General features: G+C 66.1%; 22 protein-coding genes. 12 read left to right on the forward strand and 10 right to left on the reverse strand.

What is annotated here, in order from left to right; all coding sequences use genetic code 11:
• Positions 1 to 48: 48 nt before the first annotated feature.
• Both QQ977_RS06200 and QQ977_RS06205 read left to right on the forward strand, forming a co-directional pair.
• Entirely contained in the window at positions 49 to 582 is a 534-nt protein-coding gene (locus QQ977_RS06200) for a hypothetical protein (RefSeq protein ID WP_285928227.1), read from the forward strand.
• A 64-nt stretch (positions 583 to 646) separates the two neighbouring features.
• Positions 647 to 1,501 carry a ribose-phosphate diphosphokinase gene (locus QQ977_RS06205; RefSeq protein WP_285928228.1) on the forward strand — a complete coding sequence of 285 codons (855 nt, stop codon included), beginning with the start codon at positions 647 to 649 and terminating at the stop codon, positions 1,499 to 1,501.
• 82 nt (positions 1,502 to 1,583) lie between these two features.
• Here the strand turns inward: QQ977_RS06205 and QQ977_RS06210 are convergent, their stop codons facing one another.
• The 3 genes from QQ977_RS06210 to QQ977_RS06220 are packed head-to-tail and all read right to left on the reverse strand — an operon-like array spanning position 1,584 to position 5,824.
• Positions 1,584 to 2,369: an MBL fold metallo-hydrolase gene (locus QQ977_RS06210; protein WP_285928229.1), complete on the reverse strand. Its 786-nt coding sequence runs from the start codon at positions 2,367 to 2,369 to the stop codon at positions 1,584 to 1,586.
• 3 nt (positions 2,370 to 2,372) lie between these two features.
• The gene (gene ileS / locus QQ977_RS06215) at positions 2,373 to 5,549 is read right to left on the reverse strand and encodes an isoleucine--tRNA ligase (RefSeq protein ID WP_285928230.1); all 3,177 of its coding nucleotides are present in this window, start codon (positions 5,547 to 5,549) and stop codon (positions 2,373 to 2,375) included.
• Positions 5,550 to 5,602: 53 nt separating this feature from the next.
• Complete coding sequence (locus QQ977_RS06220; RefSeq protein WP_285928231.1) at positions 5,603 to 5,824, reverse strand: hypothetical protein; 222 nt, start codon at positions 5,822 to 5,824, stop codon at positions 5,603 to 5,605.
• Between the two features lie 115 nt (positions 5,825 to 5,939).
• Between QQ977_RS06220 and QQ977_RS06225 the strand changes: the two genes are divergently transcribed.
• The 4 genes from QQ977_RS06225 to QQ977_RS06240 all read left to right on the forward strand — a co-directional run bounded on the left by QQ977_RS06225 (position 5,940) and on the right by QQ977_RS06240 (position 8,657).
• The gene (locus tag QQ977_RS06225) at positions 5,940 to 6,611 is read left to right on the forward strand and encodes a uracil-DNA glycosylase (RefSeq protein WP_285928232.1); all 672 of its coding nucleotides are present in this window, start codon (positions 5,940 to 5,942) and stop codon (positions 6,609 to 6,611) included.
• Positions 6,612 to 7,308: 697 nt separating this feature from the next.
• A complete protein-coding gene (gene bluB, locus QQ977_RS06230; RefSeq protein ID WP_285928233.1) occupies positions 7,309 to 7,968 on the forward strand; it encodes a 5,6-dimethylbenzimidazole synthase in 660 nt (219 codons plus the stop codon).
• A 33-nt stretch (positions 7,969 to 8,001) separates the two neighbouring features.
• The gene (locus QQ977_RS06235) at positions 8,002 to 8,421 is read left to right on the forward strand and encodes an HIT family protein (RefSeq protein ID WP_285928235.1); all 420 of its coding nucleotides are present in this window, start codon (positions 8,002 to 8,004) and stop codon (positions 8,419 to 8,421) included.
• Positions 8,418 to 8,657 carry a hypothetical protein gene (locus QQ977_RS06240; RefSeq protein ID WP_285928236.1) on the forward strand — a complete coding sequence of 80 codons (240 nt, stop codon included), beginning with the start codon at positions 8,418 to 8,420 and terminating at the stop codon, positions 8,655 to 8,657. The genes QQ977_RS06235 and QQ977_RS06240 overlap by 4 nt, the downstream gene beginning before the upstream one ends.
• A gap of 10 nt (positions 8,658 to 8,667) precedes the next feature.
• On the opposite strand, the gene QQ977_RS06245 is transcribed toward QQ977_RS06240, so the two are convergent.
• The 3 genes from QQ977_RS06245 to ligA all read right to left on the reverse strand — a co-directional run bounded on the left by QQ977_RS06245 (position 8,668) and on the right by ligA (position 11,489).
• On the reverse strand, positions 8,668 to 8,931 hold the full coding sequence (locus QQ977_RS06245) for a HalOD1 output domain-containing protein (RefSeq protein ID WP_285928237.1): 264 nt from the start codon (positions 8,929 to 8,931) through the stop codon (positions 8,668 to 8,670).
• Positions 8,924 to 9,319, reverse strand: a complete 396-nt coding sequence (locus tag QQ977_RS06250; RefSeq protein ID WP_285928238.1) for a DUF7344 domain-containing protein — start codon at positions 9,317 to 9,319, stop codon at positions 8,924 to 8,926. The genes QQ977_RS06245 and QQ977_RS06250 overlap by 8 nt, the downstream gene beginning before the upstream one ends.
• A gap of 85 nt (positions 9,320 to 9,404) precedes the next feature.
• Complete coding sequence (ligA, locus tag QQ977_RS06255) at positions 9,405 to 11,489, reverse strand: NAD-dependent DNA ligase LigA (RefSeq protein WP_285928239.1); 2,085 nt, start codon at positions 11,487 to 11,489, stop codon at positions 9,405 to 9,407.
• 120 nt (positions 11,490 to 11,609) lie between these two features.
• On the opposite strand from ligA, the gene rio1 reads away from it, so the two are divergent.
• On the forward strand, positions 11,610 to 12,473 hold the full coding sequence (gene rio1 / locus QQ977_RS06260; protein ID WP_285928240.1) for a serine/threonine-protein kinase Rio1: 864 nt from the start codon (positions 11,610 to 11,612) through the stop codon (positions 12,471 to 12,473).
• 683 nt (positions 12,474 to 13,156) lie between these two features.
• Here rio1 and lipA read toward each other — a convergent pair.
• Positions 13,157 to 14,089: a lipoyl synthase gene (lipA, locus tag QQ977_RS06265; protein WP_345783358.1), complete on the reverse strand. Its 933-nt coding sequence runs from the start codon at positions 14,087 to 14,089 to the stop codon at positions 13,157 to 13,159.
• A 147-nt stretch (positions 14,090 to 14,236) separates the two neighbouring features.
• On the opposite strand from lipA, the gene QQ977_RS06270 reads away from it, so the two are divergent.
• The 3 genes from QQ977_RS06270 to QQ977_RS06280 all read left to right on the forward strand — a co-directional run bounded on the left by QQ977_RS06270 (position 14,237) and on the right by QQ977_RS06280 (position 17,463).
• Positions 14,237 to 14,752 (forward strand): PH domain-containing protein, encoded by a 516-nt coding sequence (locus tag QQ977_RS06270; RefSeq protein WP_285928242.1) that lies wholly within the window; start codon positions 14,237 to 14,239, stop codon positions 14,750 to 14,752.
• Positions 14,753 to 14,824: 72 nt separating this feature from the next.
• Entirely contained in the window at positions 14,825 to 17,167 is a 2,343-nt protein-coding gene (locus QQ977_RS06275; RefSeq protein ID WP_285928243.1) for a DEAD/DEAH box helicase, read from the forward strand.
• 41 nt (positions 17,168 to 17,208) lie between these two features.
• Positions 17,209 to 17,463, forward strand: a complete 255-nt coding sequence (locus QQ977_RS06280; protein WP_285928244.1) for a bacteriophage holin — start codon at positions 17,209 to 17,211, stop codon at positions 17,461 to 17,463.
• A 33-nt stretch (positions 17,464 to 17,496) separates the two neighbouring features.
• On the opposite strand, the gene QQ977_RS06285 is transcribed toward QQ977_RS06280, so the two are convergent.
• The 3 genes from QQ977_RS06285 to QQ977_RS06295 form a co-directional block, all read right to left on the reverse strand.
• Complete coding sequence (locus QQ977_RS06285) at positions 17,497 to 17,934, reverse strand: universal stress protein (protein WP_285928245.1); 438 nt, start codon at positions 17,932 to 17,934, stop codon at positions 17,497 to 17,499.
• A gap of 123 nt (positions 17,935 to 18,057) precedes the next feature.
• Positions 18,058 to 18,465 carry an OsmC family protein gene (locus QQ977_RS06290; RefSeq protein WP_285928246.1) on the reverse strand — a complete coding sequence of 136 codons (408 nt, stop codon included), beginning with the start codon at positions 18,463 to 18,465 and terminating at the stop codon, positions 18,058 to 18,060.
• Between the two features lie 73 nt (positions 18,466 to 18,538).
• Complete coding sequence (locus QQ977_RS06295) at positions 18,539 to 19,228, reverse strand: YqjF family protein (protein ID WP_285928247.1); 690 nt, start codon at positions 19,226 to 19,228, stop codon at positions 18,539 to 18,541.
• 167 nt (positions 19,229 to 19,395) lie between these two features.
• Here QQ977_RS06295 and QQ977_RS06300 point away from each other — a divergent pair, with 167 nt between their 5' ends.
• The gene (locus tag QQ977_RS06300; RefSeq protein ID WP_285928248.1) at positions 19,396 to 20,112 is read left to right on the forward strand and encodes a queuosine precursor transporter; all 717 of its coding nucleotides are present in this window, start codon (positions 19,396 to 19,398) and stop codon (positions 20,110 to 20,112) included.
• Positions 20,113 to 20,151: 39 nt separating this feature from the next.
• Positions 20,152 to 21,231, forward strand: a complete 1,080-nt coding sequence (locus QQ977_RS06305) for an aminopeptidase (RefSeq protein ID WP_285928249.1) — start codon at positions 20,152 to 20,154, stop codon at positions 21,229 to 21,231.
• Positions 21,232 to 21,251 lie beyond the last annotated feature (20 nt).

A 21,251-nucleotide genomic window follows, 5' to 3' on the forward strand; every position in this document is an offset into this window, starting at 1 on the left:
CGGACGTCTGACGGGGAGTTATCCCGTCCGGACCCCATTCGACCACCGATGAACGAACTGACGCGCCGGCGCGCGGTGGCCGCCGTTGCCACCGCCGCCGTGGGGGGAGTTGCTGGCTGTTCGGGCGTCGCCGAGGAGGCCGACGACGAGCCCGAGGGAAGCGACGACGAACCGACGTCGGACGCCGGAGACGGTTCCGGGGCCGACGACGCCGAAAGCGACGAGACGGCTGCCGAGTCGGGAGACGGGGGAACGATCCTCGGCGAACTCGCCGTCGAAAACTTACACGACGAGACGCACACGGTCGACGTCCTCGTCGAGTTCGGCAGCGAGATCGAACACTGGTCGACACACGAGTTAGCACCCGGCGACGCCGGCGTCGACCTCGAGCGCGACTGGCCGGACGACGCCGGCGACTTCCGCGTCACGATCCGAACCGACGGCGAGGAGATCCAGCAGGTCACCGCCGCGAAGTGGAACGAGCCCGACTGTCTCAACCTGCTCGTGTTGATCGGCCGCGACGGCGAGGTCAGGGTCACCGGCGACACCGACGGCGGGCCATGTGAGGACGGCGACGACTGATCGACGGCGAGGACGGAGCCGGGAGAACGAAAACGGGTTTAGCCCGCGTGCTGTGGCTTCGAGCATGATCGTCAGCGGATCCACGTCACAGTCACTCGCCGCCACGCTCTCACGAGAGCTCGAGAAGCCGCTCGCTGCCGTCTCCTACGACCGGTTTCCCGACGGTGAGCGACTCGCTTCGGTGCCCGATTTCGAGGGCGAGCGCGCGATACTCGTCGCCTCGACGACCTCGAGCGACGCCCACCTCGAGCTGCTGCAGTTGCAAGACGCCGTCCGGGAGGCCGGAGCCGAGCACGTGACGACGGTCCTGCCGTACATGGGCTACGGCCGCCAGGACGCGGCGTTCGAATCCGGACAGCCGATCTCGGCGCGGGCGGTCGCGCGGGCGATCTCGACCGGCACCGATCGGGTGCTCACCGTCACGCCCCACGAGGAGGCCGTCTGTGACTTTTTCGAACCGACGGCCGAGTCGATCGATGCGGCGGGCCGACTGGCCGAACCGTTACCGACCGACCTCGAGGACCCGGTCTTCCTCTCGCCCGACGCGGGCGCGATCGACCTCGCTGAGACGGTCCGTGACGCCTACGGGGCAGGCGAGACCGACTACTTCGAGAAAGTTCGACACACCGGTACTGACGTCGAGATCACCCCGAGCGACGTCGCGGTCGCAGGTCGTGACGTGGTCGTCGTCGACGACATCATCGCCACCGGCTCGACGATGAGTGAGGCGATCGCCGTGTTAGGCAACCGGGACGTGGGCCGCGTATTCGTCTCCTGTGTCCACCCGCTGCTCGTCAGGGACGCCTACACCAAACTCGCCCGTGCCGGCGTCGAGGCGATCTACGGCACCGACACGATCGAACGGGAGGCGAGTGCGGTCTCGGTCGCGCCCGCAATCGCCGAATCCCTGACAGAGTGACCCAGCCCGGACCCAGACCGGTCGAGAATCTTCGATTTTCGGACGAGTCCACGCACCCGGAATCCGACGATGCCGACCGCGGTCAGAGCTCGATCGTCGATCCGACCCCGACCCGATCGAACCGATCGCCGAACTCCGCCTGCAGGATTCGTCGGGCGTCGTGGCCGGTACAGTGTGTCGGGACGACGTACTCGAGTCGATCCTCGAGCCACCGCGCGATCGCAGTCAGCTCGTCGGCGTCGCTCGAGCGTAGGTGAGTCCCGCCGACGACCGTCCGGACGGGTTCGTCGAAGACGGCTTCGGCGTGAACGACCGTGTTCTGCAGTCCCGCGTGACAACAGCCGAGGACGAGTGCGATCCCGTCGTCGATCTCGACCACGAGCGACTGGTCGTCACGGACGGGATCGTCGACGCGACGACCGTCGTCGTCGATCGTCTCGCCCGTCGGGTTGTCCGGAAACTCCCGTGGGATCTCGCCGAGCGCGTAGATTCCGTCGGCCACTTCGACGGGATCGCTGTGAGTCCGGACGTCGACCTGGGACTCGAGCCACGCCCGATCGTACGGCATCCCGGTGGGCTCGTCGTCGTCGCCGTACTTCGGATCGAAGGCCGCGGGGTGGCAGTACAGCTCCGTGGCGTCCTCGAGAAACGGTGGCAGTCCCGACGTGTGGTCGTAGTGGCCGTGGCTCAGGACGATCGTCTCGAAGGGACCCGCCTCGAGCGTCGCGGCGTTGTCCGCGGCGACGCCGGTCTGTCCGGCGTCGAAGAGGACGTCGCCGACGGCCGCGGCGAATCCCCACTCGGCGCACAGTCCTTTCGGTCTCGACGTGGCGACCTCGTTGTCCGAGAGGATCGTAACCGTCGTCATCGTTCACACCGTCGACTCCGCACGAGGGGCGATTGCGAGTTCGATCGTGACGCCTTCGACCGCCCACTCCTTTCGGTGGCCGTCCTCGACGGTGCCGACCTCGTCGGCTCTGACCTCCTCGCGGATCAGTTCCTCGCGGTCGTCGACCAGCGAGGCGACGCGGTCGTCGTCGATCTCGAGTTCGAGTGCGATCCGTTCTTCGACGTCCAGGTCGAGCTCTTTGCGCATCTCCTGGACGCGCCGGATGACCTCGCGGGCGTAGCCCTCGCTCTCGACGTCCTCCGTGAGCGAGGCGTCGACGTAGACGACGCCCCGGTCGTCCCCGTTCAGACCGAACGCCGCACCCGCGACGTCCGCGGGCGTCTCGGTGACGAACGACACCATCTCCTCCTCGAGCTCCTCGTCGACGGCGTCCTCGAGCGAGTCAAGCGTCGGCTCCTCGATGCGTGCCTCGTTGAGCGCGTTCATCACTTCGCCGGCGCGGTCGCCGAAGGCGGGGCCGAGTTCGCTCATGTCGGCTTCTGCGCTGTAGGCGAGTTCGCCCCAGCGCTCGCCGGGTTCGACGAGTTCGATCTCGCGGGCGTTGAGCCGGTCGGCGAGTAAGGCCTCGTGGCGGGAGATCGCCTCGACGACCCGGTCGTCGTCCGCCGCGACCACGATGCGTTGGACCGGCCAGCGCAGTTTGCGGCCGGCCTGCTGGCGGGCGTTCGCACCGGCTTCCTCGATCGCTCGCAGGAGGGCGACGTCGTCCTCGAGCTGTTCGTCGGTCCAGTACTCCTCGCGTTCGGGCCAGTCACACATGTGGACCGTCGGATGTTCGGCCTCGCCAGTCAGCGTCCCGTAGATCTCCTCGCTGACGAAGGGGGCAAACGGCGCGAGCAGGGCGACGACCTCGCGGAGGACCCGGTAGATCGTCGCGTATGCGGCCTCCTTCGAGGCGCTGTCTTCTTCTTCCCACATGCGTTCCCGGACCGCCTGGACGTAAAAGCGGGAGACGTCCTCGAGGACGAACTCGAGCAAGGCCTCCAAGGCCTTGTCCTGGTGGAACTCCTCCATCGCTTCTGTCATCTCGGCTTTCGTCGACTGCAGGCGCGCGAGCACCCACTCGTCGACGAGTTCGAGGTCGTCGTCGACGGTCGCGAGGTCCGTCTCGGACGGGTCGAAGCCGTCTAAGCGCATGTACGGCAGCGGAAACCGGAAGACGTTCCACAGCGTCCGGAGGTTGTTCTCCATCGTCGCCATCTCGTCCCAGGAGAAACGCATGTCCTCACCCTGGGGGTTCGCCGACAGCAGGAACAGCCGCATCGGGTCCGAGCCGTGGCGGGAAATCGCCTCGCCGGGTTCGACGACGTTGCCGACGGATTTGGACATCTTGCGGCCGTCCTCGTCTAAGGCGTGGCCGTGCATGAGCACCGTGTCGTAGGGGATCTCGCCCAGCGCGGCGGTACCCATCCCCAGCTGGGACCAGAACCAGCCACGGGTCTGGTCGTGAGCCTCGAGGATGAAGTCCGCAGGCCAGAGCTCGTCGAACCGGCTGTCGTCCTCGGGGAAATCGAGCGTGCCAAGCGAGGCGACCGAGGAGTCGAACCAGACGTCGAAGACGTCGGGGACGCGGGTGTAGGTGGTGCCGGCTTCGGTGATCGTCAGCTCGTCGACGGTGTCCTTGTGGAGGTCGACGGTCTCGGGGTCGACCGCCTGATCGACCCGTTCAGCGAGTTCCGCCCGATCGCTGATGACGATCATCTCCTCGTCGTCGTCCCGGTCTTCGGGCGTCCAGATCGGCAGCGGGATGCCCCAGTAGCGTTGCCGGGAGACGTTCCAGTCGGGGGCCTCCTCGACGAAGTCCCGGAAGCGGTTGTCACGGGCCCAGTCGGGGTACCACTCGCTGTCCTCGATGTTCGCGAGCAGTTCGTCCTTGACGTCCGTGATCGTGATGAACCACTGGTCGGTGACGATCTGGAGGATGCCCGTGTCACACCGCCAGCAGTGGCCGTAGCTGTGCTCGACCGTTCCCGAGGAGAGCATCGCACCCTTCGCCTCGAGGTCGGCGATGATCTCCTCGTCGGCGTCTTTGACGAACTGGCCGGCGTACGTACCCGCCTCGTCGGTGTAGCTGCCGTCGCCAGCGACGGGACAGAAGATCGGGAACCCGAGCTCGCGGCCGCGCTCGAAGTCCTCCTCACCGTGGCCGGGCGCAGAGTGAACCAGACCCGTGCGATCGGCCTCGACGTAGTCGGCCCCGTAGACCTCGAGTGCGCCCTCGTGGTCCGGATGCGCGGGCACCTCCTCGGCCAGCGGGTGCTCGTAGGCCCAGCCGACCATCTCCTCGCCGGGCAGTTCCTCGACGATCTCGTAGTCGTCGTACCGCCCCGCTTTCAACACGCCTTCGACACACTCCTCGGCGACGTAGAGCACGTCTTCCTCGCCGTCTTTCTCGGCGCGGACGCCCTGGTACGTGAGCTCGGGGTCGACCGCGACGAAGGTGTTCGCCGGGATCGTCCACGGGGTGGTCGTCCAGATGACCAGCGACCCCTCGCGGTCCTCGAGATCGAACGTCACGTAGATCGAGGGGTCCTCGACGTCCTCGTACTCGACCTCGTTGTTCGCGATCGCCGTCTCACATCGGGGACACTGCGAGATCGACCGTTTCCCTTTCTCGACGAGCCCGCGTTCGGCCGCCTTCGAAAAGCCCCACCAGGCCGCCTCCATGTACTCCGGCGAGACCGTCTTGTAGGGGTCGTCCCAGTCCATCCAGACGCCGAAGGACTTGAAATCGGACTGGAGCCCCTCGAGTTGCTCCTCGGCGAAGGCCTTGCACTCCTCGATGAAGGCGTCCTCACCGAACTCCTCGATGTCTTTCTTGTTCTCGAAGCCGAGTTGCTCCTCGACTTTCGTCTCGATCGGCAGCCCGTGCATGTCGTAGCCGGGTCGGTCGGTGACGTCGTAGCCGCACATTCGAAGGTAGCGGATGTAGACGTCTTTCAGCGTCTTGTTCCAGGTCGTCCCCATGTGGGCCGACCCAGAGGTGTACGGCGGCCCGTCGACGAAGAAAAACGATTCGCCGTCTGCGCGGTGTGCTTTCGTCTGCTCGTAGGCGTCGACCTCGTCCCAGTACTCGAAGATCGCCTCCTCGAGTGCGTGTGGGTCGTACTGGTCGTCGACCTCGCCGAACCTGCTCATACGTGAGGTGATTGGCTCCGACACTAAAGGAGAATCGGTCCGGCGGACCGACGTCAGCGAGTCAGCCGTGTGAGCACTTTCCGGTAGCCGAGCCCGACGCCGGCATACAGCATGACGGCACCGATGGCGGCGAGCCAGAGTGCCACCGTCGTCTCGCCGGCTCCGAAGTGCTGAAAGCTCGTGTACTCGACGAGAACGCCGCCGACGGTCAGGATGGCGGCGAGGGCGGCGTACACGAGAAGCGACAGCGATTCAACGAGAAGTTCCGAACTCATAGTAGCTGTAGGCGAGTCGACGAAAGTAAACTTGTCCCCTCGAGGAGGTCCGAAAACGGATTCGAAGCGATCGATTCCGCGTGAGCTATAGTTTCCGGCCGTCGATCGAAAGACCGTGCCCGAGTTTCCGACCGAACGCCACGTGGTAGAGTCCGACTGTGCTCGCTGTCCGTCTCTCAGCGACGCTCGCGAGTGCATCTCCTGGGGTACCGGCGATCCGGACGCGGACGTCCTGGTCGTCGGCGAGGCTCCCGGCTACGGAAATCCCGACGCCGACCGCTGGCGCGGCGGCAACTGGACCGGAATGGCCTACACCTCGAGACACTCCGGCCGTCGCATCCGCGAGTTGCTCACAGCGACCGGCTACGCCGCGGACGCCTACTACACGAACGCGGTGAAGTGCTTTCCTGCCGATCCGGACGATCCGGCGACGAATCGCGAACCGACCGACGAAGAACGGTCGAACTGCCGTCGGCACCTGCTCGCCGAACTCGAGACCGTCGCCCCCGTCGTCGTCCTCGCGACGGGCAAACACGCCACGACGACGATACTCGAAGCGGAGGGGCGATCGCTCGATGGCTTTCTCGAGGCCGTCCTCGAGCCGGTTCGCTGTGACGACCTCGGCGTCTGGCTCGTCCCGATCCTGCATCCGTCCTACCAGGACGTCTGGCTCGCCAGGCTGGAGTACGACTCCGAGGAGTACGTGACGGCGATCGAAGAGACGCTCGCGAACTGTCTCGTGCAGCCGGTCCCACGCGAGCACGGTCCGGACCACGTTTCCGGTTAGACGATCACTCTAAAGTACACTCATTTCTCACACATATTCGACTGTCGGTCCAGAAGAGTAGGAAATTTTCCACCAGTTCGACAGTCACGCCAACAGATGTATTATTGGTGCACTCCTACTGACTGATGGCGGGACGGATACGGACATCGAACACCCGTCAGTGCTCACCACCTGAACCCGCCACTGCCGTCTGCTCCATGCGGCCTCCAGCCGCTTGCAGAAACCGAACCCATTCTCGAGTGATCTTACGGTTTCGTTCATCGAGGACGAAATCCGGACTATTACGCCCGCCTGAACGTCCGCCGGTTCCGGCCTGTCCCGACCTACATCCGTCCTGCCAGGACGTCTGTCTCGTCCGGCTGAAATGCGACTCCGAGGAGTACGTGACCGCGATCGCAGGGACGCTCGCGAACGACGGCTACGCACTCGACTCGACGATTGTTTCACATCCATAGGACAATATTCCAATCATTCGACGCACACGCCAACAGATGTATTATGCCCCCGGTACTACCTGAAGATGGCGGGGCGAATACGGACATCGAACGCCGTATCGATGCCAAGTGCTCACCCTCGCTGTCGATACCCGCCACAATTATCCGTTCTACCCGGCCCCAGTCGCTCCTGAACAGCCGAACCTGTCTCTAGGACCGTCCGGACAGCAACATTCTTCAAATTGAATTTCACTACTGCTATTATGGTTTCGTTCACCGAGGAGGAGACCCGGGCCGTTTACGAGGCGATCTACGCTCGCCGGGATATCCGGCGATTCCGGAGCGAGCCGATCCCCGATGACGTGCTCGAGCGACTCGTCGACGCCGCCCACCACGCCCCGAGCGTCGGATTCTCCCAGCCCTGGGACTTCGTCGTGATCCGCGACGAGGAGACGAAAAGCGATATCAAAGAGATCGCCTCGCGGGCGATCGCGGCCGCACAGGCGGCCTACGAGGAACCCAGACAGTCCGAGTTCGGGCAGTTGAAACTCGAGGGAATCGAGGAGTCGCCGGTCAACCTCTGTGTCACCTGTGATCCGACCCGTGGCGGTCCACACGTCCTGGGACGGAACTCGATGCGTCGCACCGACGTCTACTCGACGTGTCTCGCCGTGCAGAACCTCTGGCTCGCCGCCCGGGCCGAGGGAGTCGGCGTCGGCTGGGTGAGCTTTCTCTACCCTGCCGAGGTCCGCGAGGTACTCGGGATTCCGCCACACGTCAAGCCGATCGCCTACCTCTGTCTCGGCTACCCCGAGTCGTTTCCCGACGAGCCGACCCTCCAGACCGAGGGCTGGCGCGATCGCATCGACCTCGAGGAACTCGTCCACACCGGCGGCTGGGACGCCCGGGCTGGAAGCGAGTAACCTTCTTGAGGTCTGCGGCCACACGCTCGGAGTATGAGCACGATCTTCACCCAGATCGTCGACGGCGAGATTCCAGCCGATATCGTCTACGAGAACGAGACGACCTGTGCGTTTCTCGACGCGAACCCGCTCGCGCCGGGACACACGCTCGTGATTCCGAAAGACGAGTACACACGTATCGACGACCTGCCAGCGGACGTGGCACGGGAGCTGTTCGCGACGGTCCACCGGCTCGTGCCGGCGGTCGAAGACGCCGTCGACGCCGACGCCACGACGGTCGGGTTCAACAACGGGACGGCTGCTGGCCAGGAGGTCGACCACGTCCACTGTCACATCGTTCCTCGATTCGAGGACGACGCTGGCGGCACGCTACACAGCGCCCTGGGCGGGCCCACAGAGCTCGCCGACGACGACCGCGAGTCGATCGCCGCCGACATCGAGTCTCGAGTGTGAGTCTCCGAACCGACCTCGCCGAGTTGGTAACCGACCTCCGTGCACACCCCGTCGCGGCGACGGTCGAGTTCGGCAGTCTCCTCGTCTGTGGCGTACTGTTCGTCTGGACGACCGTCGCGCTCTCGAGCGGTCCGCCCGCCGAACACGGCTGGCTCTGGCTGGCGACGATCGTCCTCGGCGCGGCGTTCGTGTTGCTGTGGACGGTCGTGATCCCGCTCGTCGACGGTCACGCGTGACGGTAGTCGGTCACGGCGACCGGCGTTTCACCGGGAGATCGGTCCGACAGAGAACCCCGTCGACGAACAGCTGGCCGTCGCTCGTGATCGTCACCTCGTGGTCTTCGAGTTCGAACGTGAACTCCCAGTTCCCCTCGTCCATCGCCGACAGCGCCACAAGCACCTCCGGATCGACGTGATCAGCGAGCGTAATCGAAAGCTCCTCGACGGCGACGCGATCGGCCTCGGCGACCGCCTCGAGAACGTCAACGATGAGATCGCGACGGTTACTCATCGTTCCGGCGCTCCTCCTCGAGACGATGACAGCCTTCTACCAGCGGATCCGGGACCACGTCCGCCCGCGCATAGAGCGACTCGAGGACGACGGCCGCCTGATCGAACGTCGGACCGCGCCAGGCACGGAACGGGTCACGCTTCCACTCGACGAACCCGCCGTCGGCGAGCATCGGGAGGTGGCGGTGACGCAGGTGGATCCGAATGCGGTCGTGATCGACGGAGCCGTTTGGGGGCACTGCCGCGTCGGGAAGCGAGACGTGTCTGCCGGCCGGTGCATCCGCGAGCGTGGTGAGTAGCTGGCGACGGGGTTCCGCCGAGAGAACCTCGAAAACCCGGTTCCACCGCTCGGCGACCCGTCGTCCGTCCCGGGATGGCTCCACTGTCATGGTGTCTCAATCTGGAGTCTGACACATAACGGTTATGAACGGGTCGAATACTGGCACGGTACGTCGCTACCGGTCGCCGACGTTCTCAGTCGACGCCGACGGCGACGCCCTCGCGCTCGAGCAGTGCCCTGAACTCGTCTTCCTCGAGGGTCTCGACGTCGTATTCGGCCGCATCCTCGCGCTTTCTGGTGCCGGGGTTTTCGCCGACGACGAGGTAGTCCGTATTGCCCGAGACACTTCCCGTCGCCGACCCGCCGTGGGCCTCGACCGTCTCCTGGGCCTCGGCTCTGGTCATGCCCGACAGCGACCCGGTGAACACGAACGTCAGCCCCTCGAGTTCGTCGCCGCCCGCTCGGTCCGTTTCCCGGGGGGAGACGCACTCGAGAACGTCGTCGACGACCGCGGCGTTTGCCTCGCTCGCGAAGAAGTCGTGGATCGTCCGGGCGACGGTCTCGCCGACGTCGTCGACGGCCTCGAGCCGTTCGGGTTCCTCGAGAGCCGTTTCCCTGACGGCCTCGACCGTCCCGAACTCGGCGGCGAGTTCCCGGGCCGTCGCCGGCCCGACCTGGGGGATGCCCAGTGCGGAGAGAAAGTCCGCGAGCGGGGGCTCGCGACTGTCCTCGATCTCTGCGAGCAGATTCGTCGCGCTCGTCTCGCCCCAGCCCTCGAGTTCGACCAGCTCCTCGCGCTCGAGGCCGTAGAGATCTGCGACGGTCTCGACAAGCCCCGCGTCGACGAGCTGGCGGACGCTCTTCTCACCGAGTCCCTCGAGGTCGAGGCCGTCGTCGCCGGCGTAGTACTCGATCGAGCGCCGACGCTGGGCGTCACAGGCCAGCCCGCCGGTACAGAAAGCCATCGGCCCGTCGCGTTCGATCTGGCTGTCACAGACGGGACAGCTCTCGGGCAGTTCGTAGTGGCCCTCGCTTCCCTTCTCGATCACCTCCTCGACGTAGGGGATGACGTCGCCGGCCCGCTTTACGCGGACGGTGTCGCCGACGTCGACGTTCTTCGCGGCGATTTCCTCGGGGTTGTGCAGGCTCGCCCGCGAGACCGTGACGCCGCCGACGTCGACCGGCTCGAGCAAGGCGACGGGGGTCACCCGGCCCGTTCGACCGACCTGTACCGCGACGTCGGCGATCCGCGTCACCTCGCTGCGGGCGGGGAACTTGTAGGCGAACGCCCAGCGGTCGTGTCTCGCGGTGCGTCCGAGTTCCTTGCGAGCCGACCGATCGTCGACTTTGATCACGACGCCGTCGATCTCGTAGTCGAGGTCGTCACGCTCCTCGAGCAGCCGGTCGCGGTAGTCGATGGCCTCGTCGACGCCGTCTACCACCTCGACCCGCTCGTTCACCCGGAGCCCCCACGCCGGGAACCGCTCGAGTTCCCCGCGGTGGCTGTCCTCGAGGTCGCTCGCCTCGAGCACGTCGAAGAAAAAGACCTCGAGGGGGCGGTCAGCGACGACCGCGGGATCGAGCTGGCGGATGGTTCCCGCGGTTGCGTTCCGGGGGTTAGCGAAGGGGTCCTCGCCGCGTTCGACCCGCTCGCGGTTGTGGGCCTGGAAGGCATCTTTGGGCATGTATACTTCGCCACGCACCGCGAGGAAGTCGGGGTGGTCGCCGTGGAGCCGCCCCGGAACGGAGCCGATGGTGCGGGCGTTCGGCGTGACGTCGTCGCCCTCGTGGCCGTCGCCGCGGGTGACCGCCCGCTCGAGCGAGCCGTCCTCGTAGACGAACTCCATCGAGACGCCGTCGAACTTGGGTTCACAGACGTACTCGACCTCGCCGACCTCGCGACGTACGCGCTCGTCGAACTCCCGGACGTCATCGGCCTCACCGCTTCCTTCGATCGAGAGCATCGGCGCGACGTGCTCGACGGTCTCGAACGCCTCGATGGGGTCGCCGCCGACGCGTCTGGTGGGGCTGTCGGGGTGAGCGAGGTCGAACGCCTCCTCGAGGTCCTGCAGGCGGGCAAACAGCGCGTCGTAGGTCCGGTCGGCGATTACGGGATCGTTCTCGACGTAGTACCGGCGGTCGTGCTCGCGGATTGCCTCCCGCAACAGTTCGATCTGCTCGCGGGCGTCCTCTTCGGTGAGCTCCTCGAGCGGCTCGAAGTCGGTGGGTGGCTCCCTGAGGTACGGGTTCTCGTCCGCGTTCTCGTCGGCGAGAGACATCGTCGTGCTCGAGGATTGGGTTGGTATCCCCCTAAAGGTCGCCGACTCTCACCGTCCGCGTTCGGACCGACTCGAGTCGACCCTGCCACTTTACCGGCTCGGCCTCGTACCTGCTGGTAGATGCCACGGGAGTACGGGCTGGTCGATCCCGACGAGGTCGACACGCCGGGCGACGAGTGGGAAGAGATCGACGTCTCCGATACGGAGGCCGACCGCATCGCCCGCAAGCGCGACCGCGAGTTCAACGAGTTCCAGGAGCGGATCAAAGATGCCGACCAGTTCAAAGTCGAACAGTCCGTCTTCGACGACGCGACCTTCGCCGCGCTGTACAAACTCGTTCAGGACGGCCACGTCGAGGCCTTCGGCGGACCGATCTCGACGGGCAAGGAGGCAAACGTCTACCACGCCCTGGGCGACGACCGCGACGTCGCCGTGAAGATCTACCGGATCAACGCCTCGAACTTCCGGCAGATGCGCGACTACCTGGAGGGCGACCCCCGCTTCGAGGGACTCGGCGGCAAGAAAAAAGACGTCGTCCTCGCGTGGGTGAAAAAGGAGGCCGCCAACTTAGAGCGCGCCCAGCGAGCCGGCGTGCGGGTGCCCGAACCGATTGCCGCCGAGCGTAACGTGCTCGTGATGGAGTACATCGGCGACGAGGGCGGCCGGGCGAAGCGACTCGGCGAGGTCCACGTCGAGAACCCGGAGACAGCCTACGAGGTCATGCGCGAGTACATGCGCCGACTGTACGCCTCGGGACTGGTCCACGGCGACTTGAGCGAGTACAACGTCGTCTTCCAGGAGGGCCAGCTCGTGATCATCGACCTCGGCCAGTCAGTAACGGTCCATCACCCCAACAGCCGCGCGTTCTTAGAGCGCGATTGCGAGAACGTCGCGAGCTTTTTCTCCCGGCAGGGGCTTGGCGTGACCGGAGACGAGTTGCTCGAGTACGTCCTCGAGGCCGACCCGGATCCGTCGCGAGAGTGATCGATCCAAACGCCCTTGCGGGCGGACGTGGGAACGAAACGACACAGGCACATGAACCGTCGCTCGTTCCTCGCGGTCCCGATTACGCTCCTTCTTAGCGCATGCTTTCGTCGGGAAGATGGGACACAGACCGACTCTCCCGGATCGAGAACCCACCGGGAGTCTCTCGGAGACGAGGGGTGATGTTTCGGAAACGGACGGCGACGACACGCCTCGTCGGGATCAGGACGGAGATCCGCGTGCGAGCACGACCGACGGCTAGCTCGACGGTACCTCGAGCGGATCGTCCGGACTCGGACTCGAATCGACGATCAGAAGAGATGCATCGCCGGCATGGCGATCATCGACGTCGCCATCAGGATGGCAAACAGCAGGGCGATGACCTTGTTTCGCCTGTTCATGCGTGCGGATACTATCTCCTGACGTATGAATCCAACGACCATCGGTGGCTGGTCGTGCTGTCGCCGTCTAGGCATTTACGTCGTTCGCCGCTCATACTGTCGGTCATACCGACGTGAACACGGCTGGTGACAGCACGACCAGACACACGTTCAACGGCCGGATCACCCGGACACCAGCTCACAGGTCCATGACCGACAGTATCACTATCGGAGGTTCGGCACTCACTTCGCTCGTGCCGCTTTGCTCGCGGTTCCATTCGTCACCGCTCGCTTTTCCGGCGCTCACGCTGTTCGCGCCGCCTTCCTCGCTTCCTCGAGACTCTTCCCCTCCCTGAGTACCGCGTCGACGAAGAGTTCGCCGGCCTTGTACGACGACCGGACCATCGGGCCACTGGCACAGTACAGAAAGCCGAGTTCCTCCTCGGCGACGCGTCGCCAGGTCTCGTACTTGTCGGGGTGGTCGTAGCGCCGGACCTCGAGGTGGTCTCGCGAGGGCCGGAGATACTGACCCAGCGTGACGACGTCGACGCCGTGTTCCCGACAGTCCGCAAGCGTCTGGTAGACCTCGTGGTCGTACTCGCCGTGGCCGAGCATGATCGAGGTCTTCGTGTAGATGTCGGATTCGCGATCGACCTGGTCGAGCACCGAGAGGCTCTGTTCGTAGCCCGCACGGCGGTCCCGGACGGGAAACTGCAGTCGTCGTACGGTCTCGACGTTGTGGGCGATGACGTCGGGGCCGGCGTCGATTATCTTTCGGACGAGCCGTTCCTCGCCCTGGAAGTCCGGAATGAGGACCTCCACGAGGATGCCCGGATGTCGGGCCTTGATCTCACGGATCGTCTCGGCGAAGTGACCCGCTCCCTGGTCGGGCAGGTCGTCGCGGTCGACGCTCGTCAGGACGACGTAATCGAGGCCGATCTCGGCGATCGCCTCGGCGACGTTTGCGGGCTCGTCGGGATCGAGCGGTTCCATTCCGCCCGTCTTCACATCACAGAAGTTACAGGCTCGAGAACAGCGATCGCCCATCAACATGAACGTGGCGGTGCCGCCGCCGTCGTCGCCCCGACCCGACCAGCACTCGCCCAGGTTCGGGCAGTTCGCTTCCTCACAGACGGTGTGGAGATCGTGATCGCGAAGCGTCTCGCGGATGCCGGCGAACTCCCGGCCCGACGGCGGACGGCTCTTCAGCCAGTCGGGCTTTCGCGAGCGGCTCATACGTCGTCCGTCGGGACGCGTCGTCAAAGTCGTGATGGTCCCCGGCCTCCAACTCGCTCTCGGTCGTGATGCCTCCGTGATCCAGACAGTCCACTTATTGTTTAGATTACGACAGGTTTACAGACGCGAGGGGTGTATGCTTACACTATGGCAACCGAGACGAGTCCGGACTGGGTCCATCTGGGGAACGGGGAGGACGTCGTCTGGGAGAGCCGTCCGCATCCGGTTGCGATGGGGCGACGGTTACTCGTCGGTGCCGCTCTCGTCCTCGTCGGCGTCCCGCTGCTCGTCTGGGGCGTCACCGAGGGCCGGACGATCCTGACGGCCGCAGGGATCGTTCTCGCGGTCGCCGGAACGGGGCTGCTCGCCGTGTTGTACCTGTTCTGGACCCACACGCGGTACGTGATCACCTCGTCGGAGCTGTACGAGAAACGCGGCGTCGTCACCCACGACGTCACGCAGTTTCGTCTCAATCGCGTCCAGAACACCACGTTACGTCAGTCGGCGCTCGGCCGGCTGCTCGGATACGGCGACCTGACCGTCTACACTGCCGGTTCCGGCGATCCGGAACTCACGTTCGAGCGACTGCCACGGCCACACCGTGCGAGTATCATCCTCTCGGAACAACTCGACGGCGTCGACGCCACGCGGACGACGCCGTGAGGTGACGAGACGAGCGCGTTCGTGCGACCGTAACAGAAACGCCTTTCAGCACCCGACTCACGTCTCCACCTGATGGAGGTCGCCGAGGTTCTGCCCGAGTTTGCCGACGCCTTCGCCTTCGAGGAGTTCAACCGGATGCAACGTGAGGCGCTGCCCGCCCTGCTCGAGCGCGAGGCAAACGTCGTCGCGAGCGCGCCGACGGCCTCCGGCAAGACCGCGCTGGCGGAACTGGCGATCTGTAAGACACTCGCCGAGGACGGGACCGCACTCTTTATCGCCCCGTTGCGGGCGCTAACCAACGAGAAAGAAAGCGACTGGGATCGCTTCGAGGAACTCGGCTACTCGGTGTACGTCGTCACGGGCGAGCGAGAGCTCAACCCGCGTCGGGCGCGTCACGCGGACATCCTCGTGATGACTCCCGAGAAACTCGACTCGGCGACGCGCAAACACGACTCTCGGCGGTACGAGTTCGTCACCGACGTCGACGTCTGCGTCATCGACGAGGTCCACTTACTCGACGCCGACCGACGGGGGGCGGTCCTCGAGGTGACGGTCTCCCGGCTGCGTCGGCTCTGTGAGCCACGGATCGTCGCACTGTCGGCGACGATGCCAAACGTCGACGACGTGGCGGCGTGGCTCGACGCCCCGGACGAGTGTACCTTCGAGTTCGACGACGACTACCGTCCGGTCGATCTCAACGCCGGCGTGAAGACCTACACCCACGGCGAGAACTCCTTCGCGGACAAGTACCGCCGGCTCTACCGGGCGCTCGATCTGGCCGAACCCCACCTCCGGGAGGACGGCCAGGCGCTCGTGTTCGTCGCCTCGCGACAGGACACCGTCGAGGCGGCGAAGACGGCCAGAGACGAGATCGCCGACCGCGACCTGCAGGTCGGCCCGCGGGGCGACTACGACTTCCACGCCGAGACCAAAGACGCCCTCGACGACGAGACGCTTCGGAAATCGGTGCTCGACGGCGTCGCCTTCCACCACGCCGGGCTCTCGAAAAACGACAAGGACCTGGTCGAGGAGTGGTTCAAGGAGGGGACGGTCGAACTCCTCTTTTCGACCTCGACGCTCGCCTGGGGCGTGAACCTCCCCGCCCGCTGTGTCGTCATCCGCGACACCAAGCTCCACGACCCCCTCGAGGGCGAGGTCGACATGAGTCCGCTGGACGTCCTCCAGATGCTCGGGCGGGCGGGTCGGCCCGGCTACGACGACGTCGGCTACGGCTGGGTCGTCTGTGACCGTGCCGACGCCGACCGGTACCGGCAGCTGCTCCGGGACGGCAAAGAGATCGAGTCCCGGCTGGCCGCAGAGCTCGAGTCCCACCTCAACGCCGAGATCGCGATGGGGACGATCACCGACCTCGAGGACGTCATGGACTGGCTCGAGACGACGTTTTACTACGTCCGGGGCCAGTCCCGGCCCGACGAGTACGACTTCCCGAACCTCCGGGAACGGGTCCGGGACACGCTCGAGGAGCTCGTCGATCGGGGGTTCGTCGAAATGGACGGGCTCTCGATCGACGCGACGCCACTTGGCGTACTCGCCTCGAAGTACTACCTCCGGCTCGACACTGCTGCAGCCTTCGCCCAGCTGTGCGAACGCGACGACCTCGCGGCCGGCGACCTGTTGCGTGCGGTCGCGACGGCCGCGGAGTTCGACTCCGTCTCCGCGCGCCAGGCCGAACGCGACGCGATCAGTGCCGTCCTCGTCGGTCAGGAAACCGACGACCTCGAGCCGGGCGAACGGAAAGTGCTCGCGATCCTCCGGGGGGCCGCAAGCGGGACGACCCCCGGGGAACTGCAAAGCGACGCCTGGGTGATCCGCCAGAACGCCCTCCGCCTGCTCGCGGCGTTGCGTGCCTTCCTCGAGCGCTTTCACGGCCCCCACGCGGCGAACCTCGCTCGCCGGCTCGAAGGTCGCGTCGAAAACGGCGTCGCCGAGGACGCAGTCGGGCTGACGGCCATCGACGGCGTCGCCGCCGGCCGGGCGAGCAAACTCGCCGCAGAGGGACTCTCGACGCCCGGCGACGTCCTCGAGGCGGGCATCGAGGGGATCGGCGACGCCGGACTCGCAGAAGGCATCGCCGAACGCGTCTACGAAGGTGCCCAGTCGCTGCCGGCGATCGAACTCGAGTGGGGATCGTTCCCCGAACGCGTCGCACCCGGCGAGAGCGACGTCCACGAGGTCACGATCAGAAACGTCGGCGAGCCGGCCCAGGTGGGCATCCGGGTGACGGTCAACGGCGTCGAGATGACGAGTACGAGTACCTACCTGCGGGATAGCGAGACCGTCCCCGTGGGCGTCTTCGGGGCCGACGAGGACATCCTCGAGTTCACCGTCTCCGTCGTCACGCCCGAGGAGCCGCTCGTTCCCGTCGTCGAGACACGGACCGTCGATGTCGAGTGACCGCCAGAAGAACGAAGTGTGAGAGCGTCGACGTTTCGATTATGACCTCGAACGACGACGGTCCAGTCGATCCGTTCGCACTCGGGCTCGCGGCTGGCGTGCTCTGGGCGGTTGCCATGGCCGTCCTCGGGCTTACGTCCCGGTTCGGCTGGGGAGACGGGTGGCGCGAGTTGTTCGCCGATCTCTACATCGGCTACGAAGAGTCGACGACGATCGGCACGGCCTGGGGGTTCGTCGACGGTTTCGCCGCCGGCTACATCCTCGGCTGGCTGTACAACCTGTTCGCCCGTCGCTGACGCCTCGGTCCGGTCGAGAAAGCCCGCGAGTCGCTACTCGTCTCTCGGTCCGGTCGAGCGGGACACGAGCACCGAGCAGTCGGCGTTTCGCAGCACGCTCTCGGTGACGCTGCCGAGCAGGAACCGGTCGAGCCCGCGTCGACCGTGGGTCCCCATCACGATCGCGTCGACGTCGTGGTCGCCGGCGTACGCGAGGATGGTCTCGTCTGCCTCACCTTGCTCGACGGCGGTCACCGTCTCGAGGTCGTCGGGGGCCCGGTCGACGGCCTCCTGGGTGATCTTCTCGCCTTCCGTTCGCAGTCCCTCGACGACGGGTTCGCTCGAGATGGAAAGCGGCGTCCGTTCGTCGACGTCGACGACGAACAGCGCGTGCAACGTCGCGTCGAACCGGGCTGCGAGTTCGACCGCCTGGTCGACGGCACGGTCGGCCGGCTCGCTCCCGTCAGTCGGCACCAGTACGTGCTCGTACATACACAGAGCTTTGCCCGCCAGCGTCATTACTTACCGTGGTAGCCGCGAGAACGAGTCTCACGAACCGACTGTCGCTGTGGTCGACCTGCTACTCGGCCGTGAGCTGCCGGCGCGTGGGTGCTGTCAGGCCAGTTCGACGTCGACCGCCGTCTCACCCTGGACGGTGTCGTTGACCGGACAGCGCGTTTCGACGGCTGCGAGCCACTCCTCGAGAGTCTCCTCGTCGGCGTCCGCCGCGACGTCCAGTGTGATCTGCAGGTCCCCGAACCCGGCGCGGGCGTCCTCGTCCTTGCCGAGGAACGCCGCGTAGTCGATATCGCCCTCGACCGTCGCGGTCAGGTCGTCGACCTCGAGATCCATCTCGCTCGCGACTTTCGTCGCCGTCGCGTTGAGACAGGCGAGCATCGACCCGAGCAGGTACTCGACCGGGCTCGCGTCCTCGCCGATCACGAACTCGGCGTCGTCGGCGTCGATGCGCGTCCGTCGCGGGCTGATCCGTTCACCCGTCAGCGTGTACGTCTTCTCGGTCACACCCACACCTCCCGTCGCCGCCGGCTAATCGGTTCCGATCGCAGTACGCGAGCGACCACAGGTCGTCGCCGGGTCAGCGAAACGGCCGGTTGCGCGAGGCCGTCACGTCGAGCCCGCGGCTGTAGTAACAGACGGGGCTGCCCGCAGGCTCGTCGAAGCCGTTGGCCTCGAAGAGCGTGTTCTCCTCGAGGGTGACCGTCGCCGCCTGCAGCGTCCAGGGCTCGTGGTCGACGTCGGCGTAGCGGACCTGCCCGCTCGCGTCCTGGCTGTAGTAGCGGTAGCGTTCGGTCAGGAACGCAGCGAGCGAGCCGGGTGCGGGAGTGAACGACTCCCCGACGGGTTCGTAGCTCGCGTCGAACAGCACCGGCCGCGCGCCGGGATGGCGTCTGACGGTGCGAAACCGGACGACGTCGTTCCGTTCTCGCATCCCGATGCGGGCGTAGTAGTACGGCAGGTAGTGGGTCACGCGTGCCCCGAGGACGCCGGCGATTCCCTCGGCGTCGAGGCTGAAGAAGTAGACGCCCGGCTCGCCGTCACACCGGACGTACGTCCGGAGGTTGAGTTCGGGCAGGTCCAGTCCCAGCCACGCGGGCAGCCCGCGCGGCCGGACGTCGACGTTGCGAAAGGGGACGATCGACAGCCAGGCCCGCCCCTCGTGGGTGTCGGCCGCGAGCGCGTCCGGGAGCCGGGCGTCGACGGCCTCGGGCTCGAGCGGCCAGTTCGCGAACAGCAGCCGTCGCCATCCCATCGCGATCGGGAGCATAGGCGAGTCGAAGACGGGCAAAACCGAAAAGCCACGGCTCGCGGCAGCGGTCCGGGTACGGTCGTCACGGCGGTCTCCAGCCGAGGTTCTCGAGCGGAGTGTCGGGTCCGACTCGAGTCGTACTCGAATAGCACCACTTACGGTTTCGCCGTTACTACCGCGGATCGATGACAGACGCTCGAGGGACGCCGACGGTCCCGCAGGTCGCACTGATCGGGCTGTTCGTCACGGCACTCGTGACCGCACAGCTGACGGCCTCGAAGGTGCTCGCGTTCTCGCTGCCGTTCTCGCTCCCGGTGACGGGTGCCGACCTCGTCCTGCCAGGTGCGGCGCTTGCGTACGCGCTCACGTTCTTCGCCAGCGACTGTTACGCCGAACTCTACGGTCGGCGAGCGGCACAGATCGTCGTCAACGTCGCGTTCGCGATGAACTTCGTCGTCCTCCTGTTGGTGTGGTCGACGATCGCCGCGCCCGCTGCCGAGAATAGCGTCGATCCCGCCGCGTTCGCCGACGTGCTCGGCGCGTCGACGAACATCGTCGCCGGCAGCCTGCTCGCCTACGTCGTCAGCCAGAACTGGGACGTCTGGCTCTTCCACGAGATCAGAGACCGCACCGGCCCCGACCGGCTCTGGCTGCGCAACATCGTCTCGACCGGCACCAGCCAGGCCATCGACACCCTCATCTTCGTCTCCGTCGCGTTCACAATCGCGCCCGCGCTGTTCGGCGTCGGCGCCGTCCTCCCACTCGAGGTCGTCGCCGCCCTGATCGTCGGCCAGTACCTGCTGAAACTCGCCATCGCCGTGGTCGACACGCCGTTTGTCTACCTCGTCGTTGCACTCGCACGCTCCCGGGACGGGCTCGAGGTCGCCGGGACGACCTCGTAGACCGGTGGGAGTTTTGCTCGCCCCGCTCGCAGTGGAGGTATGGACGAACGCGTTCGCGAACACGCCGAGATTCTGGTCGACTGGAGTGCACGGGTCGAGCCCGGCGACGACGTCGTCGTCTCGGTCGGCCCCGAAGCTCACGAACTGGCGGTCGCCGTCGCCGAGGCACTGGGCGAGCGGGGGGCCAACCTGCTCGCGACCTACAGCTCCGGAGAACTGCAGCGGGCCTACCTGCAGGCACACGACGGCGAGTTCGACGAGGCCGACCACGAGCTCGCACTCGCCCGCGAGGCCGATGTCTACCTCTCGCTGGGCGGCGGGCGAAACACGAGCGCCACTGCGGACGTCCCCGGCGAGGCTCGCAACGCCTACCGCGAGGCCCGCCAGGACATTCGAGAGGCCCGCTACGACACGCGCTGGGTATCGACGGTCCACCCGACGCGCTCGCTCGCCCAGCAGGCGACCATGGCCTACGAGGAGTACCAGGAGTTCGCCTACGGCGCGATCATCCGGGACTGGGAGTCTCTCGCCGCGGAGATGGACCGGGTGAAAGAGATCCTCGACGCGGGCAGCGAGGTCCGACTCGTCTCCGGGGACACCGACCTGACGATGTCGATCGCAGACCGCACGGCGGTCAACAGCGCCGCGAGCGTCGCCTACGACTCGCACAACCTCCCCAGCGGCGAGGTCTTCACTGCACCCGCCGAGACCGAGGGCGAGGTCGTCTTCGACGTCCCGATGACGATCCGCGGCGAGTCGGTCCGGGGCGTCCGCCTCGAGTTCGCCGACGGCGAGGTGGTCGACTACGGGGCGAGCGAAGGCGAAGACGTCATCGGCGACGTACTCGAGACCGACGACGGTGCCCGCCGACTCGGCGAACTCGGGATCGGGATGAATCGCGACATCGACCGCTACACCGACAACATCCTCTTCGACGAGAAGATGGGCGACACCGTCCACCTCGCGCTCGGGCGGGCCTACGACGCCTGCCTCCCCGAGGGCGAATCCGGCACCGCGTCGGCCGTCCACGTCGACCTCATCACCGACGTGAGCGAGGACTCGCGGCTCGAGGTCGACGGCGAGGTGATCCAGCGGAACGGACGCTTCCGGTGGGAGTAACGAGGGCGACGTGCCCGCAG

The organism is Natrialbaceae archaeon AArc-T1-2 (assembly GCF_030273315.1).
Lineage (GTDB): Archaea > Halobacteriota > Halobacteria > Halobacteriales > Natrialbaceae > Tc-Br11-E2g1.

Coding starts and splice junctions, on each gene's coding strand:
- lipA (WP_345783358.1), bottom strand. CDS start 14,089: ATGAGCCGCTCGCGAAAGCCCGACTGGCTGAAGAGCCGTCCGCCGTCG.
- QQ977_RS06275 (WP_285928243.1), top strand. CDS start 14,825: ATGGAGGTCGCCGAGGTTCTGCCCGAGTTTGCCGACGCCTTCGCCTTC.
- QQ977_RS06270 (WP_285928242.1), top strand. CDS start 14,237: ATGGCAACCGAGACGAGTCCGGACTGGGTCCATCTGGGGAACGGGGAG.
- QQ977_RS06235 (WP_285928235.1), top strand. CDS start 8,002: ATGAGCACGATCTTCACCCAGATCGTCGACGGCGAGATTCCAGCCGAT.
- QQ977_RS06210 (WP_285928229.1), bottom strand. CDS start 2,369: ATGACGACGGTTACGATCCTCTCGGACAACGAGGTCGCCACGTCGAGA.
- QQ977_RS06305 (WP_285928249.1), top strand. CDS start 20,152: ATGGACGAACGCGTTCGCGAACACGCCGAGATTCTGGTCGACTGGAGT.
- bluB (WP_285928233.1), top strand. CDS start 7,309: ATGGTTTCGTTCACCGAGGAGGAGACCCGGGCCGTTTACGAGGCGATC.
- QQ977_RS06300 (WP_285928248.1), top strand. CDS start 19,396: ATGACAGACGCTCGAGGGACGCCGACGGTCCCGCAGGTCGCACTGATC.
- QQ977_RS06220 (WP_285928231.1), bottom strand. CDS start 5,824: ATGAGTTCGGAACTTCTCGTTGAATCGCTGTCGCTTCTCGTGTACGCC.
- QQ977_RS06205 (WP_285928228.1), top strand. CDS start 647: ATGATCGTCAGCGGATCCACGTCACAGTCACTCGCCGCCACGCTCTCA.
- QQ977_RS06295 (WP_285928247.1), bottom strand. CDS start 19,228: ATGCTCCCGATCGCGATGGGATGGCGACGGCTGCTGTTCGCGAACTGG.
- QQ977_RS06200 (WP_285928227.1), top strand. CDS start 49: ATGAACGAACTGACGCGCCGGCGCGCGGTGGCCGCCGTTGCCACCGCC.
- rio1 (WP_285928240.1), top strand. CDS start 11,610: ATGCCACGGGAGTACGGGCTGGTCGATCCCGACGAGGTCGACACGCCG.
- ileS (WP_285928230.1), bottom strand. CDS start 5,549: ATGAGCAGGTTCGGCGAGGTCGACGACCAGTACGACCCACACGCACTC.
- QQ977_RS06280 (WP_285928244.1), top strand. CDS start 17,209: ATGACCTCGAACGACGACGGTCCAGTCGATCCGTTCGCACTCGGGCTC.
- QQ977_RS06250 (WP_285928238.1), bottom strand. CDS start 9,319: ATGACAGTGGAGCCATCCCGGGACGGACGACGGGTCGCCGAGCGGTGG.
- QQ977_RS06245 (WP_285928237.1), bottom strand. CDS start 8,931: ATGAGTAACCGTCGCGATCTCATCGTTGACGTTCTCGAGGCGGTCGCC.
- QQ977_RS06285 (WP_285928245.1), bottom strand. CDS start 17,934: ATGTACGAGCACGTACTGGTGCCGACTGACGGGAGCGAGCCGGCCGAC.
- ligA (WP_285928239.1), bottom strand. CDS start 11,489: ATGTCTCTCGCCGACGAGAACGCGGACGAGAACCCGTACCTCAGGGAG.